Raw genomic sequence first — 15,312 nt, forward strand, 5'->3', positions numbered from 1 at the left:
AAAAATTCACGTTGTCCTGTAATCTCCAACTTCTTAATAAAAAAAGTAGTATTCAAAGCTTTACTTCTATTACAGTGCCAAAAAATATTAAACTTTATTAAGAATGCCCGGATTGTCTTTTTAAAGAATTATTTTTGTAGAAAATCATCTTACATTCATGGAAAAACCCTTAATATTAGTCACCAATGACGACGGAATTACCGCTCCCGGAATTAGAAATCTTGTGAAATTTATGAACGAAATTGGCGAGGTCATCGTGGTTGCTCCCAATTCGCCACAATCCGGAAAAGGTCATGCCATCACCATCGACTCAACTTTAACTTTTGAAGAAATCAATTTAGAAGGTCCGCAGAAAGATTATTCCCTAAGCGGAACGCCGGTGGATTGTGTAAAGTTTGCACTGGATAAAATTTTGACCAGAAGACCCGACCTTGTGGTTTCAGGAATCAATCACGGCGCGAACTCATCCATCAATGTGATCTATTCCGGGACAATGAGTGCCGCGGTAGAAGCAGGTGTAGAAGGTTTGCAGGCAATTGGTTTCTCTCTCCTGGATTTTTCCTGGGATGCAGATTTCTCCCATGCCAAAGAACACATTCAGAATATTGTGAAAAAAGTATTAGAAAATCCTTTGCCGAAAGGAATTGTTCTCAACGTCAATATTCCTAAATTAGCGAAAGAAGAAATAAAAGGATTAAAAGTCTGCCGCCAAGCCAATGCCAAATGGGAAGAAAATTTCGATGAAAGAATTAATCCACATGGCAAAAAATATTTCTGGCTCACCGGTTATTTCAACAATATGGATGATGGTCATGATGCTGATGAAACAGCTCTGGCTGATGGTTATATCTCCATCGTTCCCGTAAAATTTGATATGACTGCTCATGAACATTTGCTGCACTTGCGGAATATATTGGAATAATATCAGCAGTATTATTCTTAAACTCTTATCCTTTCTTTAATTTTTAAAATTTAAAAAATGCGCATAGAAACCGAACTCAAATTAGGATTTAAAGACGTGATGATCCGTCCGAAAAGGTCGACTCTTAAATCCCGGTCACAAGTAAGTTTAGAAAGAATATTCACCTTCAGAAACTCACAGAAAAAATGGACCGGTGTTCCCATTATTGCAGCCAATATGGATACCGTTGGAACTTTTGAAATGGCAGAAGCACTGGCAAAAGATCAAATTATCACTGCGATTCACAAACATTATACTTTAAGTGAATGGTCGGATTTTCTTGAAAACCAAGAAGATTCCATTTACGATTATATCGCTTTGAGCACAGGAATTAGCAAAGCGGATGAGGAAAAAATCCAGCAAATTGTGCAGGCACATCCAAAGATTAATTTTTTATGCATTGATGTGGCCAATGGGTACTCTGAACATTTCGTCAGCTTTGTAAAAAAAATGCGTCAGATTTTTCCTGATAAAACAATCATCGCAGGAAATGTAGTGACCGGTGAAATGGTAGAAGAACTGATCCTGGCGGGTGCCGATATCATCAAAGTCGGGATCGGGCCCGGTTCGGTTTGTACGACGAGAATAAAAACCGGTGTTGGTTATCCACAACTTTCTGCGATTGTAGAATGTGCGGATGCCGCTCATGGACTTGGCGGACATATCATTTCGGATGGCGGCTGTAAAGTTCCAGGCGATGTGGCAAAAGCCTTCGGCGGCGGCGCAGATTTCGTGATGTTGGGCGGAATGTTTGCCGGACACGACGAAAGTGGTGGTGAAATCGTAGAAGAAAACGGCAAGAAATACCGCCTTTTTTACGGAATGAGTTCCCAAACTGCGATGGATAAACATTCTGGCGGCGTTGCAGAATACCGTGCTTCTGAAGGAAAAACCGTGAAAGTTACATACAAAGGCGCCGTTGCTGAAACCGTGAAAGATATTTTAGGCGGCGTGCGGTCAACCTGTACTTATGTTGGTGCTTCTCAATTGCGGGAACTTTCAAAAAGAACGACTTTTATCCGGGTAGCAGAACAGGAAAATCAGGTTTTTGGAAGTTAAAATACGGAATTGAATTATAATCGATAATGCTCTGATTTTTCAGGGCATTATTTTTTTTTGAAAGAAGAACGGTTTTTTATTCCAACCATTTTTCAATCTGCAATTCAGCCATATCGATGCAAGCTTTTTCATTTTTTAAAGCGAAAATCGACAGCTCTGTACATGCGATTACAACAGGATTTTGAGCCGAATATTTTTTTATTAAATTTTTAAAAAATGACTGCTGTGCGGAAGATGCTGTATTTTGGTAAACTTCTTTTCTGAAATCATCCATCCAAATTTGATCTTCTGAGGTGGGTTTTAAAATAACAATTCCTTTTTCAGAAAATTTCTTCGCTAAATATTCAGAATTCACAGTATATAAAGTTCCAAAGAGGAAAATCTTCGAAATTCTGTTTTGAGTTAGATAATCCAAAGTTAACTGCACAGGATGACAGATTTCAAAAGGGCTTTTTATTTGATCCAGTGTTTCGTGCAGCGTGATATTTGGAATCAGCAATTTTGTAATTCCAAGATCTGAAATCTCCCTCAGGATAATTTTCAGTTTCGGAATCAAGACTTTAAAATTATTAGGCAAAAACGGGTTTATCTCCTGAAAATCAATTTGATACAACAGCAACGGACATGTTGAAAACTTAGAATTACATTCCCGGTATTTCCGGTGTATTTGGTTAAGATAATATTCGGTGGAAGCTGAACCTAATCCTAAAATTCCACGACGGGCCAGATCTGCTTTCATTTTTTAGTAAGAATATAATCCGCAAAAAAACGCTTTGAATCCAAAAATTTGCGGGTGATTTCCAATCCGGAATCCTTGAGTAAATTCTGTAAAATTTCATCGGTGTATTTTCGGGAAATCTCGGTGTGAATCGTTTCATTTTCTTCAAAGTCAAAAGACTGTTCCAGTTCTTTGATGTAAACAGAATGCTTTTTTTTGCTTCTCAAATAACTTTTTGCAATACCTTCTTTTTCAGTATATTCGGGAGCATGTTCAAAATTTTCGAGATCAAAATCGGCACCCAGTTCTTTATTAATTCTTTTTAATAAATTTAAATTAAAGGCGCTGGTAATTCCGGAAGCGTCATTATACGCTGGGAGAACGATGTCTTTTGATTTTAAAAGATCTAATCCCAGAAGCAGTTTTTCATTATTTTTTAAATGAGCTGCAATCTTGTGTAAAAATTGAGCTGCAATTCCGTCCGGCATGTTCCCTAAACTGGACCCGATAAATAAAATGACTTTCGGTTTATCCGACGAAAAAAGCTGGTCTAAAACCTGAAAATAATCACCTTGCTTTGGATCAGATTTTAAGTTGGGAAATAAGTTCTGCATTCTTTCGGTAATTACAGAAAGGCTGTTTTTCGAAATATCAACCGGAATATATTTAAACTTAAAGTTCTTGTCGAGTAACGTTTTCAACAGGTATTGTGTTTTCTTTCCGTCGCCGGCTCCCAATTCGATCAATTCAAATTCTTCAGTATTACTGATTTCAAAAGACTGGATGATGGCCTCGCTTTGTTGACTGAAAATCTCCATTTCAGCACTGGTCAGATAATATTCCGGCATTTCCATAATTTGCTGGAAAAGCTCATCTCCTGCTTTATCGTAGAAATAATGCGAAGAAATGTATTTGGGATTTTGGCTGAGACCAGCCTTAATATCTCTTAAAAATGGGTCGTTTTTTTTCATTTTGCTAATCTTATTCCGGTGACTTGCCAACGGTGTTTTGGGTGAAAAAAGTTTCTGTAGGTTTTCCTTTCATGACCTTTGGGTGTTGCCGTTGAAGCTCCCCGCAAAACCATTTGACTGACCATAAATTTGCCGTTGTATTCGCCGACCGCTCCTTCTGCAATCCGGAAATTAGGGTAAGGAAGGTAAGCAGAATACGTCCATTCCCAGCGTTTTCCCCAATCCAGCTGGTCTTCGGCAGCTTCCCATTCAAATTCGGTCGGTAATCTGAGGTCTTTCCAGGTTGCGAAAGCTTGAGCTTCGTAGAAAGAAATGTGCGCCAAAATATGATTGGGCTCAATGGGTTTTAATCCTTCTAAAGTGTACGAAAACCATTTTCCTTCAATTTGTTTCCAGTAAAGTGGCGATTTTACTTGATTTTCGTTCACCCAAGACCAACCTTCATCGAGCCAGAATCTAAAGTTTTCATACCCGCCGGCTTCCATGAATTCAATAAATTCTGCATTGGTAACGAAAGCTTTTGAAATTTGAAATTCATGTAAAAAGACTTTGTGTCTTCCTTTTTCATTATCGAAATGAAAACCTGCTCCTTCATACCCAATTTCGTAGATTCCTTCGGGAATTTTGATCCAACCGGCATCGCTATTTTCCTGAGCGGTAAGGTTGAACTTCTCTTTATAAACAGGAAAAACAGGATTGTAAGAAAAGGTATGTTTCAGATCCGTAATCAGGAGTTCCTGATGTTGCTGCTCATGATTAATTCCTAAAATAAGAAGTTCTTCTAATTCGGAACTGGAATTGGTCTGTAATAATTTTTCGATATGACCGTCGACATATTTTCGGTATTCATAGACTTCTTTAACCGTCGGGCGGGTGATTGTTCCGCGTTCGGTGCGAATGGCGCGATCACCCAAGGTCTGGTAATAACTGTTGAACAAAAAACCAAAATGAGGATTGAAAACCCTGTAACCGGCTAGAAATTTTTTAAGAATCATCTCCTCAAAAAACCACGTGGTGTGACTGAGGTGCCACTTTGGAGGACTTGCAAAATCGACAGGCTGAGGAATGTAATCCTCAATTTCAAGAGGCTCACAAAGGGAAACGGTGTGTGCACGCGTGTTTTGAAATATTTGGAATAGAGCACTCATAAATTTTGGCTAAAAATTATAAGTGTATGAAATACAAAAAATATTCCGCAACGAAAAATAACCAACTGATTACTAATAATTAACAAAAAAAATTCTTACTAAAAATCTAAAGTGGCGAACGATAAATTTTTAGTAAGAAAAACATCATTGTAATCTAGCCCAGATCGAAGCGGCATCCTTTTTCTTTTTTTCCGAAAAAGAAAAAGATATAGCGGAGAGCTGGACTGCATTTTATAAGAAGCGAAAATCCTGTAGCTCCTTTAAAAGAAATTTACAGAATTAAGTCAACATTCCACCATCAACATTTAAAACCTGTCCTGTGATATAATTGGACATATCGCTCGCCAGGAAAACACAGGCATTCGCCACATCTTCCGGCTGACCACCGCGTTTCAAAGGAATTGCATCTCTCCAACCCTGCACGGTTTTTTCGTCTAAAGCAGCCGTCATTTCAGTTTCAATAAATCCTGGGGCAACTGCATTGCAACGGATATTCCGGGAACCCAGCTCGAGCGCAATCGATTTTGAAAAACCGATCACTCCGGCTTTTGATGCCGCATAGTTTGCCTGACCAGCATTACCTTTAACCCCAACGACCGACGTCATATTGATAATTGAGCCTGATCTTGCTTTCATCATCGGTTTAATTACTGCTTTGGTCAGGTTGAATACCGAATCCAAATTCACTTTTATGATGGTATCCCAATCGTCTTTTGACATTCTGAGCATTAAATTATCGCGCGTAATTCCGGCGTTGTTGATCAAAATATCGATTTTACCAAAATCTGCAAGCACATCCGCAGCTAACTGCTGAGCAGCATCGTAATCGGAAGCATCTGACTGGTAGGATTTTACCTTGATTATCTTTCCTAATTCTTCCTCCAAAGCTTTTGCTTTATCGACAGAACCGGCGTAGGTAAAAGCAACTTGCGCTCCTTCTCTCGCAAAAACTTCTGCGATTCCTTTTCCGATTCCGCGTGTTGCTCCTGTGATGAGGGCAACTTTTCCTTCTAATAATCCCATATTCTTTCGTTTATTTTTCTAGGTTTTTGTATTTATTTTTAGACAAAGGTTTTTCGTCTTCATCTTCTTTCGTGTCAACATTATTGATAACTAAAACAATTTCCCCTTTTAAAGTTTTACTTTTGGAAAACTCAATTAACTCATTGATATTGCCTCTTTTAGTTTCTTCAAATTTCTTGGATATTTCACGGCTTAAACTTACTTTCGTCTCTTCCCCAAAAAATTCTTTAATCTGTTCTAAAGTCGTATTTATTTTATGTGGACTTTCGTACAAAACGATGGTTTTTTTCTCTTCTGCGAGTTGTTTTAATTTCGTTTGTCTTCCTTTTTTTTGGGGTAAGAATCCTGCAAATAAAAACTCATTATTCGGCAATCCCGAAACCACCAAAGCCGGAACAAAAGCTGTTGCTCCCGGTAAACACTGCATTTCTAATTTCTGATCGGAAACTGCTTTTGCCAACAAATAACCTGGATCTGAAATTCCAGGTGTTCCCGCATCGGTAATAATGGCAATATTTTGTCCGTTTTTTAAATCGTCAATTACTTTCTGCGTGGTTTGATGTTCATTATGTAAATGATACGATTTTAGTGGTTTAGATATTTCATAATGCTTCAAAAGAAAGCCCGAAGTCCGGGTATCTTCACATAAAATATAATCGACTTCTTTCAGAATTTTTACCGCTCTGAAAGTCATGTCTTCTAAATTCCCAATCGGTGTTGGAACAAAATATAGGAGTCCGCTCATTTTTTATTTTTTTTCTATGGGAATGAATTCCAACATTTTATCTTAATTTGTGTTGGGATAAATTCCGATGCTCATATTCGTTGGAATAAATTCCAACGCTTTAATATCGGCCGTCGCGCTGCGACTGGATGAGGAGTTGTGGAGCAACGGCCGATATTTTGACTGAGATTTTAATCTCAGGGTTTGGATATTTATCTTTAATTATAAATCTCCGGCAAAATTAATCTATTCTTTAAATTAAATCTTCAAACCAATAATTTTCATCATATTCAACTTCAAATTCCTTTATAAGTTTGTGATATTCAGTCTTAAAGTTTTCCTTTTTGTGATGTTCTTCCTGATTCTGAATGTATTTATAAACATTGCTGATGGCAGTCTGGCTGTAACTAAATCCACCGAATCCTCTCTGCCATTCAAACCGCTCGTTTAAAAATCCACTTTCATTAATCCATTTTGAAGATTTTGCTTTTACACTTTTCATCACCTCAGAAAGCGAAATTGCGGATTTCAAAGAAAAGAAACAGTGAATATGATCTTCTACTCCATTTACAATGATTGTTTGGCATCCTGTTTCATTGATCAGATTACCTACTACCGCAAATAATTCTTTTTTAAAATGCTCCTCAATTAAAGCCTTCCTATATTTTACAGAAAAAACCGTCTGCACATATAATTTTACATAAGTGTTTGGCATATTGAAAACATTTTAAAATTATAATTTCGCGATGGAATAAATTTTATTGCATCAAATAAATTCCAATGGTATTAACGGCATTACGCATTATGCGCGTTGGAATAAATTCCGATGCGTGTTTATATCGGTTTATATCGATAATGCACGTTGGAATAAATTCCAACGCTGTAATATCGGCCGTCGCGCTGCGACTGGATGATGAGTTGCGGAGCAACGGCCGATATTTTTGACTGAGATTTTAATCTCAGGGTTCTGTTTATATTTTAATCTCAAAACTGAGCAAAATTGTAATTGATTGATCCCGTAAACATTACAGATTATCAAACAATTCTTTGCAAAAATGCTCTAAACCAGGATCTCTCGCACCCATTAACAACAAAACTGTTCCGGGTTTTAATTCCGGTTTCAGCGCTTCCAGCAATTGATTTCTGTCATCTATAAAATGGGCATTTTTACCTTTTGCTTTAATTCCTTCGATCAAGTCATTGGCTGAAATATCTTTGACCGCGGTTCCGCCAGCGTAGAAAATTTCGCTCATCCAGATTTCATCCTGCGGTCGTAATGCTTCCGAAATTTCTTCAATAAAATCATTTTTCAAAAACCGAGTTGGTCCATAACCGTGTGGTTGAAACCACGCAATCACTTTCTCCGCCAAAGGTTGACAAGCTTTAATCGAAGCGGCACATTTCGCTGGATTGTGCGCGTAATCATCAATCACCCAAACGCCATTTTTCTGTCCAAGGATCTGATGGCGACGGTAAATTCCTTCATATTTCGCTAAACTTTTGGCACAAGTTTTTAAATCAATTCCAATTTGATGCGCGACTGCAATTGCTGCCGTTGCATTTTCCACGGAATGTCTCCCAATGGAATTCATTTCAAAATGTTGATTTAAAACTTGGAAATTTAAATGAAAACCATCTTGATTGAAATTTTTGGCAGAATATCCTGCGTTTTCATCTTCAAAACCAAAATCATTTCCAGGATTTGCCGACAAAGTTTTCGCTAATGTATTCGATTGATTTACAACGAATAAACCCTTTGTGTTGTTTTTAAAAATGGTGAATAATTCTATCAGTTCATCAATTTCCTGGTGATCTTTATCGATGTTTAAAAGCAAGCCAATTTCTGGTTTATATTGAACCACGGAACCATCACTTTCATCGGCTTCGATGATTAACCATTCCCCTTTTCCAACCGCAGCATTTCCTATTTTCCCTTCTTTGATAATGCTTGTTAAACCTGCGCCAGAAATAATACTCGGCTCAAATTGAGCATCAAGTAAAATTTGATATAACATCGCCGAAGTGGTTGATTTTCCTGAAGTTCCGGCAACAGCAATTGTTTTTTTACTTTCAGCAATAATCGATAACAGTTCGCTTCTTTTAATTATTGGGATTCCGAGTTCTTTGGCTTTTTGAACTTCATAAACAGAGTCTTCAATGGCGGTAGAAACAACTATTAAATCAGTTTTTTCAGTGATTCCGCTTCCGTCTTGCAGAAAACAATTGATGCCTTCAGCTTCTAACTGTTCCTTGGTTTTGTTGTATTCGCCGGGATGAAAATAGCGGTCGCTTCCGGAAACTTCTTTTCCATTTCCTTTTAGATATTGAGCAATGGCGCTCATCCCGACTCCCGCAACGCCGATGAAAAAAACATTTTGGAAATCTGCTATATTTTTTATCATATTCAAAGTTTCAGGGCTTACATAAATTTATTTTCTACCAAATTCCAAAGTCGTTGTGCGTATTCGTCAACTTTACTCCAGTCTTTCCGGTAATAAATTTCGCTTAGATATTGTTTTGCTTCGTCCAAAGTATCGAAACTGTTTAGTTTTTCGATGGTTGATTTTAATTCTTCCTCATTGCCGGCAAATAAACTTTTGGCGAATGCTACTTTATCATTAAGGTCGAGTTTGAATTCAGTTTTTTTTCTTTCGGCCTGCATAAAATCTGTTTTAACATTCGATTTCACTAAACTTCCTTCATCACTTTGGTGGTCTTTAATTTCAATTTCCTCTTCTAAAGAATCAATATCAAATAATTGTTGAACCATTTTCAGGCCTTTGATATTTGCGAGCTTGAATTTTTTCTCAGCTTGTTGGTGTGGACTTTCTCCTTTATCTTCGGGAATTTCAGTGGTATCTTCAGGTAAAGATTCGTGTTTACTGAATTGAACGATTTTTCTTCTCCGTTCCTCCATTTCCTCTAAATCTCTTTCTTTCTGCGCAACTCTCTCTGCATAATCAGCTTCCTGATGTTCAATAATTAAAGGGATTTCTTCTTCACTCCATAAATCTGATTCAGAAATGGTGTCTATTTGAATTTCATCATTTTGCTTTTCGATACTTTCAGAATGGAATGGATTATTGACCGTTTTCTCTTCGGTCTTAATTTCATCTTCGAAATCATTCAGTTCATTAGTGAACATTACTTCTTCTTCAATAGTATCATCGGCGAAATCATTTTCGTCAAATTCAACAGGTACAGTTTTCTCACCGATTACTTTATTTTCATTAATAAATTGGTTGTCTGTACTTTCATCACTTAAAATCCGGGCAAAACTGTCCTCATTTTTTTCTAAAATTCTTAAAAAAGCGATTCTGTCTGTCACTTCGGTAAATAAATCCTGTTTCGCCAGAAGTTCATCTTTTGAATTAATTTTACAGAGTGTTTCGAGAATTGTTTTGGTTTCAAAAAAAATTTTATCGTGTATATCTTGGAGACTTTGCATATCAGAATCTTATTAAATTTCCGTAATTTTGGGCTTTTAAATCTTACGGCTAAATTAACAAATGTTTTTAGAAAATACAATAAATCACGCAAAACAAAGCGGCTGGATGGAAGTTATCTGCGGCTCGATGTTTTCGGGAAAAACTGAAGAGTTAATCCGGCGGTTACGGCGTGCAGAAATGGCAGGACAAAACGTAGAAATCTTTAAACCAAAACTGGACACAAGATATGCGGATGAAGACGTGGTTTCTCACAATCAGAATAAAATCCGCAGCACTCCTGTAGAAAGTCCAAGCGAAATTTTATTACTAGGATCTAACTGCGATGTGGTGGGAATTGATGAAGCTCAGTTTTTCGACGAAAGTATTGTAGAAGTTGCCAACAAATTGGCCAACAGCGGAATACGTGTTGTTATAGCCGGTTTGGATATGGATTTTATGGGCAGACCTTTTGGTCCAATACCGAACTTAATGGCGACCGCAGAATATGTGACGAAAGTGCACGCCATCTGCAAAAGAACCGGAAATCTCGCCAACCATTCTATGAGAACCTCTACCAATACAGATTTGGTGCAGTTGGGTGAAACTGAAAGTTATGAAGCCGTAAGCAGAAAAGTTTTCAATGAAGAGTTTCTGAACAACGAAAAAAAATGAATTACACGACCAAACAAATTGCAGAAATTACAGGATCCCAATTAATTGGTGACGAAAATCTGCATATTAAAAATATAGCGTACGACAGCAGAACTTTATTCTCGGTTACTGATACTGCATTTCTTGCAATCAATACTTCAAAAAATTCGGGTGAAAAGTATATTCAGTCTGCTATAGAAAAGGGAATTGACATTATCATTTCTGAACATCATTTTCCACAATATCAAAATATCACCTGGATTATTGTTGATAATTCTATAAAATTTCTCCAAAAAATCGCGAAATATCATCTTAAACAATTTGACCTAAAAACAATCGGAATTACGGGCAGTAACGGTAAAACGATTGTTAAAGAATGGCTTTATCAATCGTTGTTTCATGATTATGCGACGGTGAAAAGTCCGAAGAGTTTCAATTCTCAGTTGGGTCTTCCGCTCTCTTTGCTTGAAATTAATAAAAAACATCAGTTAGGAATTTTTGAAGCGGGAATTTCAAAACCTGGCGAAATGATAATACTTGAAGCTATTTTCCCGCCACAAATCGGAATTCTTACCCACATCGGTTCTGCACATTCTTCAAATTTTAATTCTGTTGAAGAACTTATCGACGAAAAAATTAAATTATTTGAAAATTCAGAAACAATCATTTTTAATGGAGATAATGAATTGGTTTATAATAAAATAACTGACCGTTATTCAAGTAAAAAATTAATCTCATTTGGCTTTAAAAACCGCAATAACGTCTTTATTAAAAATGATTGGAAAGACAAGTCCCAAGAGGTTTTAATTCAATATTTTGAAGAAGAATTTTCTGTTCCTATCAATCAAAGAGATGAAGCTACAATAAGCAATGTTTTGTGTGTGATTTCAGTTTTGAAAGACTTCGGTTTTGATAATTCCAAAATTGTAGAGAAGTTGAATTCTTTGAAATCAGTTGAAATGCGCCTGGAAAGCGTGAATGGAATTCGGGATAATCTCATTATCAATGATTCTTTCAATCTTGATCTGGATTCTTTGAAAATTGCCTTTCAACATATTAATGAATATAAAAAACCGAATAAAGTTTTAATTCTGACCGATTTTGTGGAAGGTAAAAACGCCGACCAGCTATATCAGGAAGTTGCTTCTCTAACCAATGAGCAAAATTTTAATTCCGTCTTTCTAATCGGCAATGAAATCACTAAACTGGAAAGGTTATTTGATGCGAAAACTTTTACTTTTAGTAACACATCAGAACTTATTGATAACGTATATCTTAACCAAATAGAAGATCATTTAATTTTACTCAAAGGTGCACGGAAGTTTGAAATCGATAAAGTAAAATCTTATCTGGAGTTACAGAAACATGACACCGTCTTAGAAGTAAATTTAAATTCGATCCTTCACAACATTAATGTTCATAAAGCATTACTGAAACCTGAAACCAAAATGATGGCGATGGTAAAAGCGTATTCTTATGGCTTAGGCGGTTACGAAATTGCGGAATTTTTGCAGCATCATCACATCGATTATTTAGGTGTAGCTTATGCAGATGAAGGCGTAGATTTACGAAAAAACGGTATTACAACGCCGATTATGGTAATGAATCCGGAACAGCACAGTTACAATATCATCATCGATTATAATCTGGAACCGGAAATTTATAGTTTTCGGGTGCTCGAACTGTTTAATGAAAAGCTGATTCAGAAGGGAATTCAGCATCGATATCCTATCCATATCAAATTAGAGACGGGAATGCACCGTCTTGGTTTTAAGAAAGATGAATTGGGTCTGCTCATTGAAAAGTTGAACTCAATGAACGTAAAAGTAAAGTCTATTTTCAGTCATTTATCTTCATCTGATGATGATCAGGAAAACGAATATACTTTAGAACAAATTCATATCTTTAATGAAAATTCGCTGGCACTTATTCAAGGTTTGAAGGATCAGCCAATCAGACATATTCTTAATACTTCAGGAATTGTCAATTTCTCTGATTATCAATTCGATATGGTTCGGATTGGGATTGGAATGGTGGGGATTTCTGCCAATGCGGAAATTAAAAAGCAGTTGAAAAGTGCAGTTACTTTTAAGACCGTTATTTCCCAAATATCGCTTGTAAATAAAGGCGAATCAGTGGGTTATAACCGAAAGTTTAAAGCATTGCAGAATACTAATATCGCTACAATTCCCGTTGGTTATGCAGATGGAATTCCAAGATTAATAGGAAATAATGCCGGTTTTGTAGGAATTCGAAACAAACTTTTCCCAATTGTTGGGAATGTCTGTATGGATATGATGATGATCGACATAGGAGATTTCGTAGCGAAAGAAGGTGAAGAAGTTATTATCTTTAACTCCAATCCATCGCTCGAAGACTTTGCCGCCTATTGTAAAACAATTTCTTATGAAGTTCTAACTTCAATATCAAGACGCGTTAAACGCATTTATATCAAAGATTAAATGAAAAAATCTCTCATCTATTTATTATTTCTTTTTCTGAACATTTCTTTAAATGCACAGATTAAGGAAGGCTTTACTATCCCTCGTAATCCCAAGATTGGTTTATCTCTTTCAGGTGGCGGAGCAAAAGGATTTGCGCATATTGGTGTTTTAAAGGTTCTGGATTCTTTAGGCGTGAAGGTCGATTACATTTCCGGAACGAGTATGGGCGCTATTGTTGGGGGACTATATGCTTCTGGTTATACCGGAAAAGAAATCGAAAAAATAGTGATGGACACCGACTTTTATTCGATTCTTGCTAATGAAAAAACGAGGCAGGAAACTACTTTTTTTAATAAATCGGTGGATAATTACATTTTAACAGTCCCTATAAAAAATGGGAAAATAAACGTTTTGCCAAAAGCCATTTCTACGGGTCAAAAGAATATCTATCTGCTGAAAGAACTCTTTAAAAACGTTTCTACCATCACCGATTTCTCTAAGTTACCGATTCCTTTTATGTGTGTGGCTACGAATCTTGAAAGTGGAGATATGAAGCTCTTTGAAAGCGGCGATCTGGTAACTGCTATTATGGCCAGTTCTGCTTTTCCGTCTTTAATGGATCCGGTAAAAATTGGGGACTCTCTATATATTGATGGAGCAATGACCATTAACTATCCATCTCAACCATTAAAAGACAAGGGGATCGATATCGTCATTGGAGTAGATTTGAGCCAGGGATTAGCCAGTCGGAAAGATTTACAATCTGCAATTTCAATATTAAATCAGGTGATTGATTTCGGAATTCAAAAAGAAACAAAAATCCAGTACAATTATACAGACATCAATATTCATCCAAATTTAGAAGGGATGGGAGCAACCAGTTACGATGCTAAAAAAGCCATTCTTGATTCCGGTTACGTAGAGGCCCAGAAATACATGCAGACCCTTTCATTATTGCCAAAAAAAGACCAACAATTGCTGCGCGCACCCATGAGTACCATCTATTCTAACATCTATAAAATCGATAGCCTCATTCTTTTTAATGGCTATATTTTTAAAGAGAATTATGTCTTAGGTAAAATGAATTTAAAGGTTCCTTCCCTTCAAACTTATGGCGGAATCAACAAAATGATAGATAAATTATATGCGACAAATAACTACCGTTTAATCAATTATGATATCGTTCAGCAGGATAATAAAAATTATCTGAAATTATATGTTACAGAAGATGACACGCGCTTCTTTTTACGTTTTGGATTGCATTATGATGAAATTTTCAAAACCGGATTAATGCTTAATGCCACAGCCAAAAGACTTTTATTCCGAAATTCAACCGTTTCTCTGGATGTTGTAGTAGGCGACCGACCGCGGTATTATTTTAATTATTTTATCGACAATGGTTACATTCCGGGCCTGGGTGTTTATGCATCAGGGTTATCATTGGAACTAAACGATGAAGCAGGTAATATTTATGATAAGTGGAACTGGTTTCGAAATGAAATATTTATTCAATCGATTTGGCGCGATAAATACGCGGTCGGTGCTGGCTTAAGTAATGATTATTTTGAATCTAAACCCTTTGGAAGTTCAGACTTTACCGCATCTGAGAATTATATCAATGCCTATGCTTTCATTAAAAGTGATACTCAGGATGACCGGAGTTTTCCTACCAAAGGTTTTTTATTGAGTGTAGAAGGAAAAGTTTTGGACATCCTGCATAAGTACGACGATGGCAAAACATTGCAGGCAAAAATAACTACGCAGTTAAATTTTCCTATCAATTCCTGGCTTACTTACCGTCTTGGCTTAGTTGGAGGATTTACAATAGGTGATAATTTAAGTCCCTATTATAATTATCGTTTAGGAGGTATATTTGAGCAAAATTTAGGTAATTTAGTAAGTTTTCAAGGGTATCAATTCGGTGAGGTTATTGGCAGAAACATATTAAGTTCATCAAATATACTTCAGTTCAGGGTGGCAAAAAACTATTATATAGATACCAATATTTCATTTGCTAACCTTTTTGATAACCATAATGTTGATGATATTTTCCATATATCAGAATCCTCAGCAGGACTTACGGCAGGTTATAAATCACCTTTCGGACAAATAAAAATTAATTACAGTCAACCATTAAAAAATAGAAACGGGATTTTCAGCATAATTCTGGGACATTGGTTTTAAA

At 36.5% G+C, this 15,312-nt stretch carries 13 protein-coding genes; 5 read left to right on the top strand and 8 right to left on the bottom strand.

Translation table 11 applies throughout. The annotated features are described in order from the left end of the window. The first annotated feature begins 157 nt into the window (after window positions 1-157). Window positions 158-922 carry a 5'/3'-nucleotidase SurE gene (gene surE, locus QGN23_RS09980; protein ID WP_282904167.1) on the top strand — a complete coding sequence of 255 codons (765 nt, stop codon included), beginning with the start codon at window positions 158-160 and terminating at the stop codon, window positions 920-922. A gap of 57 nt (window positions 923-979) precedes the next feature. Continuing rightward, window positions 980-2,020 carry a GMP reductase gene (locus QGN23_RS09985; protein ID WP_282904168.1) on the top strand — a complete coding sequence of 347 codons (1,041 nt, stop codon included), beginning with the start codon at window positions 980-982 and terminating at the stop codon, window positions 2,018-2,020. A gap of 76 nt (window positions 2,021-2,096) precedes the next feature. On the opposite strand, the gene QGN23_RS09990 is transcribed toward QGN23_RS09985, so the two are convergent. The 8 genes from QGN23_RS09990 to QGN23_RS10025 all read right to left on the bottom strand — a co-directional run bounded on the left by QGN23_RS09990 (window position 2,097) and on the right by QGN23_RS10025 (window position 10,052). Next, window positions 2,097-2,759: an aspartate/glutamate racemase family protein gene (locus tag QGN23_RS09990; protein ID WP_282904169.1), complete on the bottom strand. Its 663-nt coding sequence runs from the start codon at window positions 2,757-2,759 to the stop codon at window positions 2,097-2,099. Next, window positions 2,756-3,709 (bottom strand): L-histidine N(alpha)-methyltransferase, encoded by a 954-nt coding sequence (egtD, locus tag QGN23_RS09995; protein WP_282904170.1) that lies wholly within the window; start codon window positions 3,707-3,709, stop codon window positions 2,756-2,758. Before egtD ends, QGN23_RS09990 begins: the two co-directional genes overlap by 4 nt. Then, on the bottom strand, window positions 3,706-4,857 hold the full coding sequence (egtB, locus tag QGN23_RS10000; RefSeq protein WP_282904171.1) for an ergothioneine biosynthesis protein EgtB: 1,152 nt from the start codon (window positions 4,855-4,857) through the stop codon (window positions 3,706-3,708). Before egtB ends, egtD begins: the two co-directional genes overlap by 4 nt. Window positions 4,858-5,136: 279 nt before the next feature. Further along, a complete protein-coding gene (gene fabG / locus QGN23_RS10005; RefSeq protein ID WP_282904172.1) occupies window positions 5,137-5,880 on the bottom strand; it encodes a 3-oxoacyl-[acyl-carrier-protein] reductase in 744 nt (247 codons plus the stop codon). Window positions 5,881-5,890: 10 nt separating this feature from the next. Beyond that, window positions 5,891-6,625: a 16S rRNA (cytidine(1402)-2'-O)-methyltransferase gene (gene rsmI, locus QGN23_RS10010; protein WP_282904173.1), complete on the bottom strand. Its 735-nt coding sequence runs from the start codon at window positions 6,623-6,625 to the stop codon at window positions 5,891-5,893. Between the two features lie 232 nt (window positions 6,626-6,857). After that, window positions 6,858-7,319 carry an IS200/IS605 family transposase gene (tnpA, locus tag QGN23_RS10015; protein WP_282904174.1) on the bottom strand — a complete coding sequence of 154 codons (462 nt, stop codon included), beginning with the start codon at window positions 7,317-7,319 and terminating at the stop codon, window positions 6,858-6,860. Between the two features lie 310 nt (window positions 7,320-7,629). Beyond that, a complete protein-coding gene (locus tag QGN23_RS10020; RefSeq protein ID WP_282904175.1) occupies window positions 7,630-9,006 on the bottom strand; it encodes a UDP-N-acetylmuramate--L-alanine ligase in 1,377 nt (458 codons plus the stop codon). Between the two features lie 17 nt (window positions 9,007-9,023). Next, the gene (locus QGN23_RS10025) at window positions 9,024-10,052 is read right to left on the bottom strand and encodes a hypothetical protein (RefSeq protein WP_282904176.1); all 1,029 of its coding nucleotides are present in this window, start codon (window positions 10,050-10,052) and stop codon (window positions 9,024-9,026) included. A 61-nt stretch (window positions 10,053-10,113) separates the two neighbouring features. On the opposite strand from QGN23_RS10025, the gene QGN23_RS10030 reads away from it, so the two are divergent. Genes QGN23_RS10030 through QGN23_RS10040 form a run of 3 tightly spaced genes read left to right on the top strand, consistent with a single transcriptional unit; the run spans window position 10,114 to window position 15,311 of the window. Further along, a complete protein-coding gene (locus QGN23_RS10030; protein WP_133439246.1) occupies window positions 10,114-10,704 on the top strand; it encodes a thymidine kinase in 591 nt (196 codons plus the stop codon). Further along, on the top strand, window positions 10,701-13,145 hold the full coding sequence (locus tag QGN23_RS10035) for a bifunctional UDP-N-acetylmuramoyl-tripeptide:D-alanyl-D-alanine ligase/alanine racemase (protein WP_282904177.1): 2,445 nt from the start codon (window positions 10,701-10,703) through the stop codon (window positions 13,143-13,145). Before QGN23_RS10030 ends, QGN23_RS10035 begins: the two co-directional genes overlap by 4 nt. Beyond that, window positions 13,146-15,311 carry a patatin-like phospholipase family protein gene (locus tag QGN23_RS10040; RefSeq protein WP_282904178.1) on the top strand — a complete coding sequence of 722 codons (2,166 nt, stop codon included), beginning with the start codon at window positions 13,146-13,148 and terminating at the stop codon, window positions 15,309-15,311. The last annotated feature ends 1 nt before the right edge of the window (window position 15,312 follow it).

The sequence above is a fragment of the Chryseobacterium gotjawalense genome, assembly GCF_030012525.1.
GTDB classification, from domain to species: domain Bacteria; phylum Bacteroidota; class Bacteroidia; order Flavobacteriales; family Weeksellaceae; genus Kaistella; species Kaistella gotjawalense.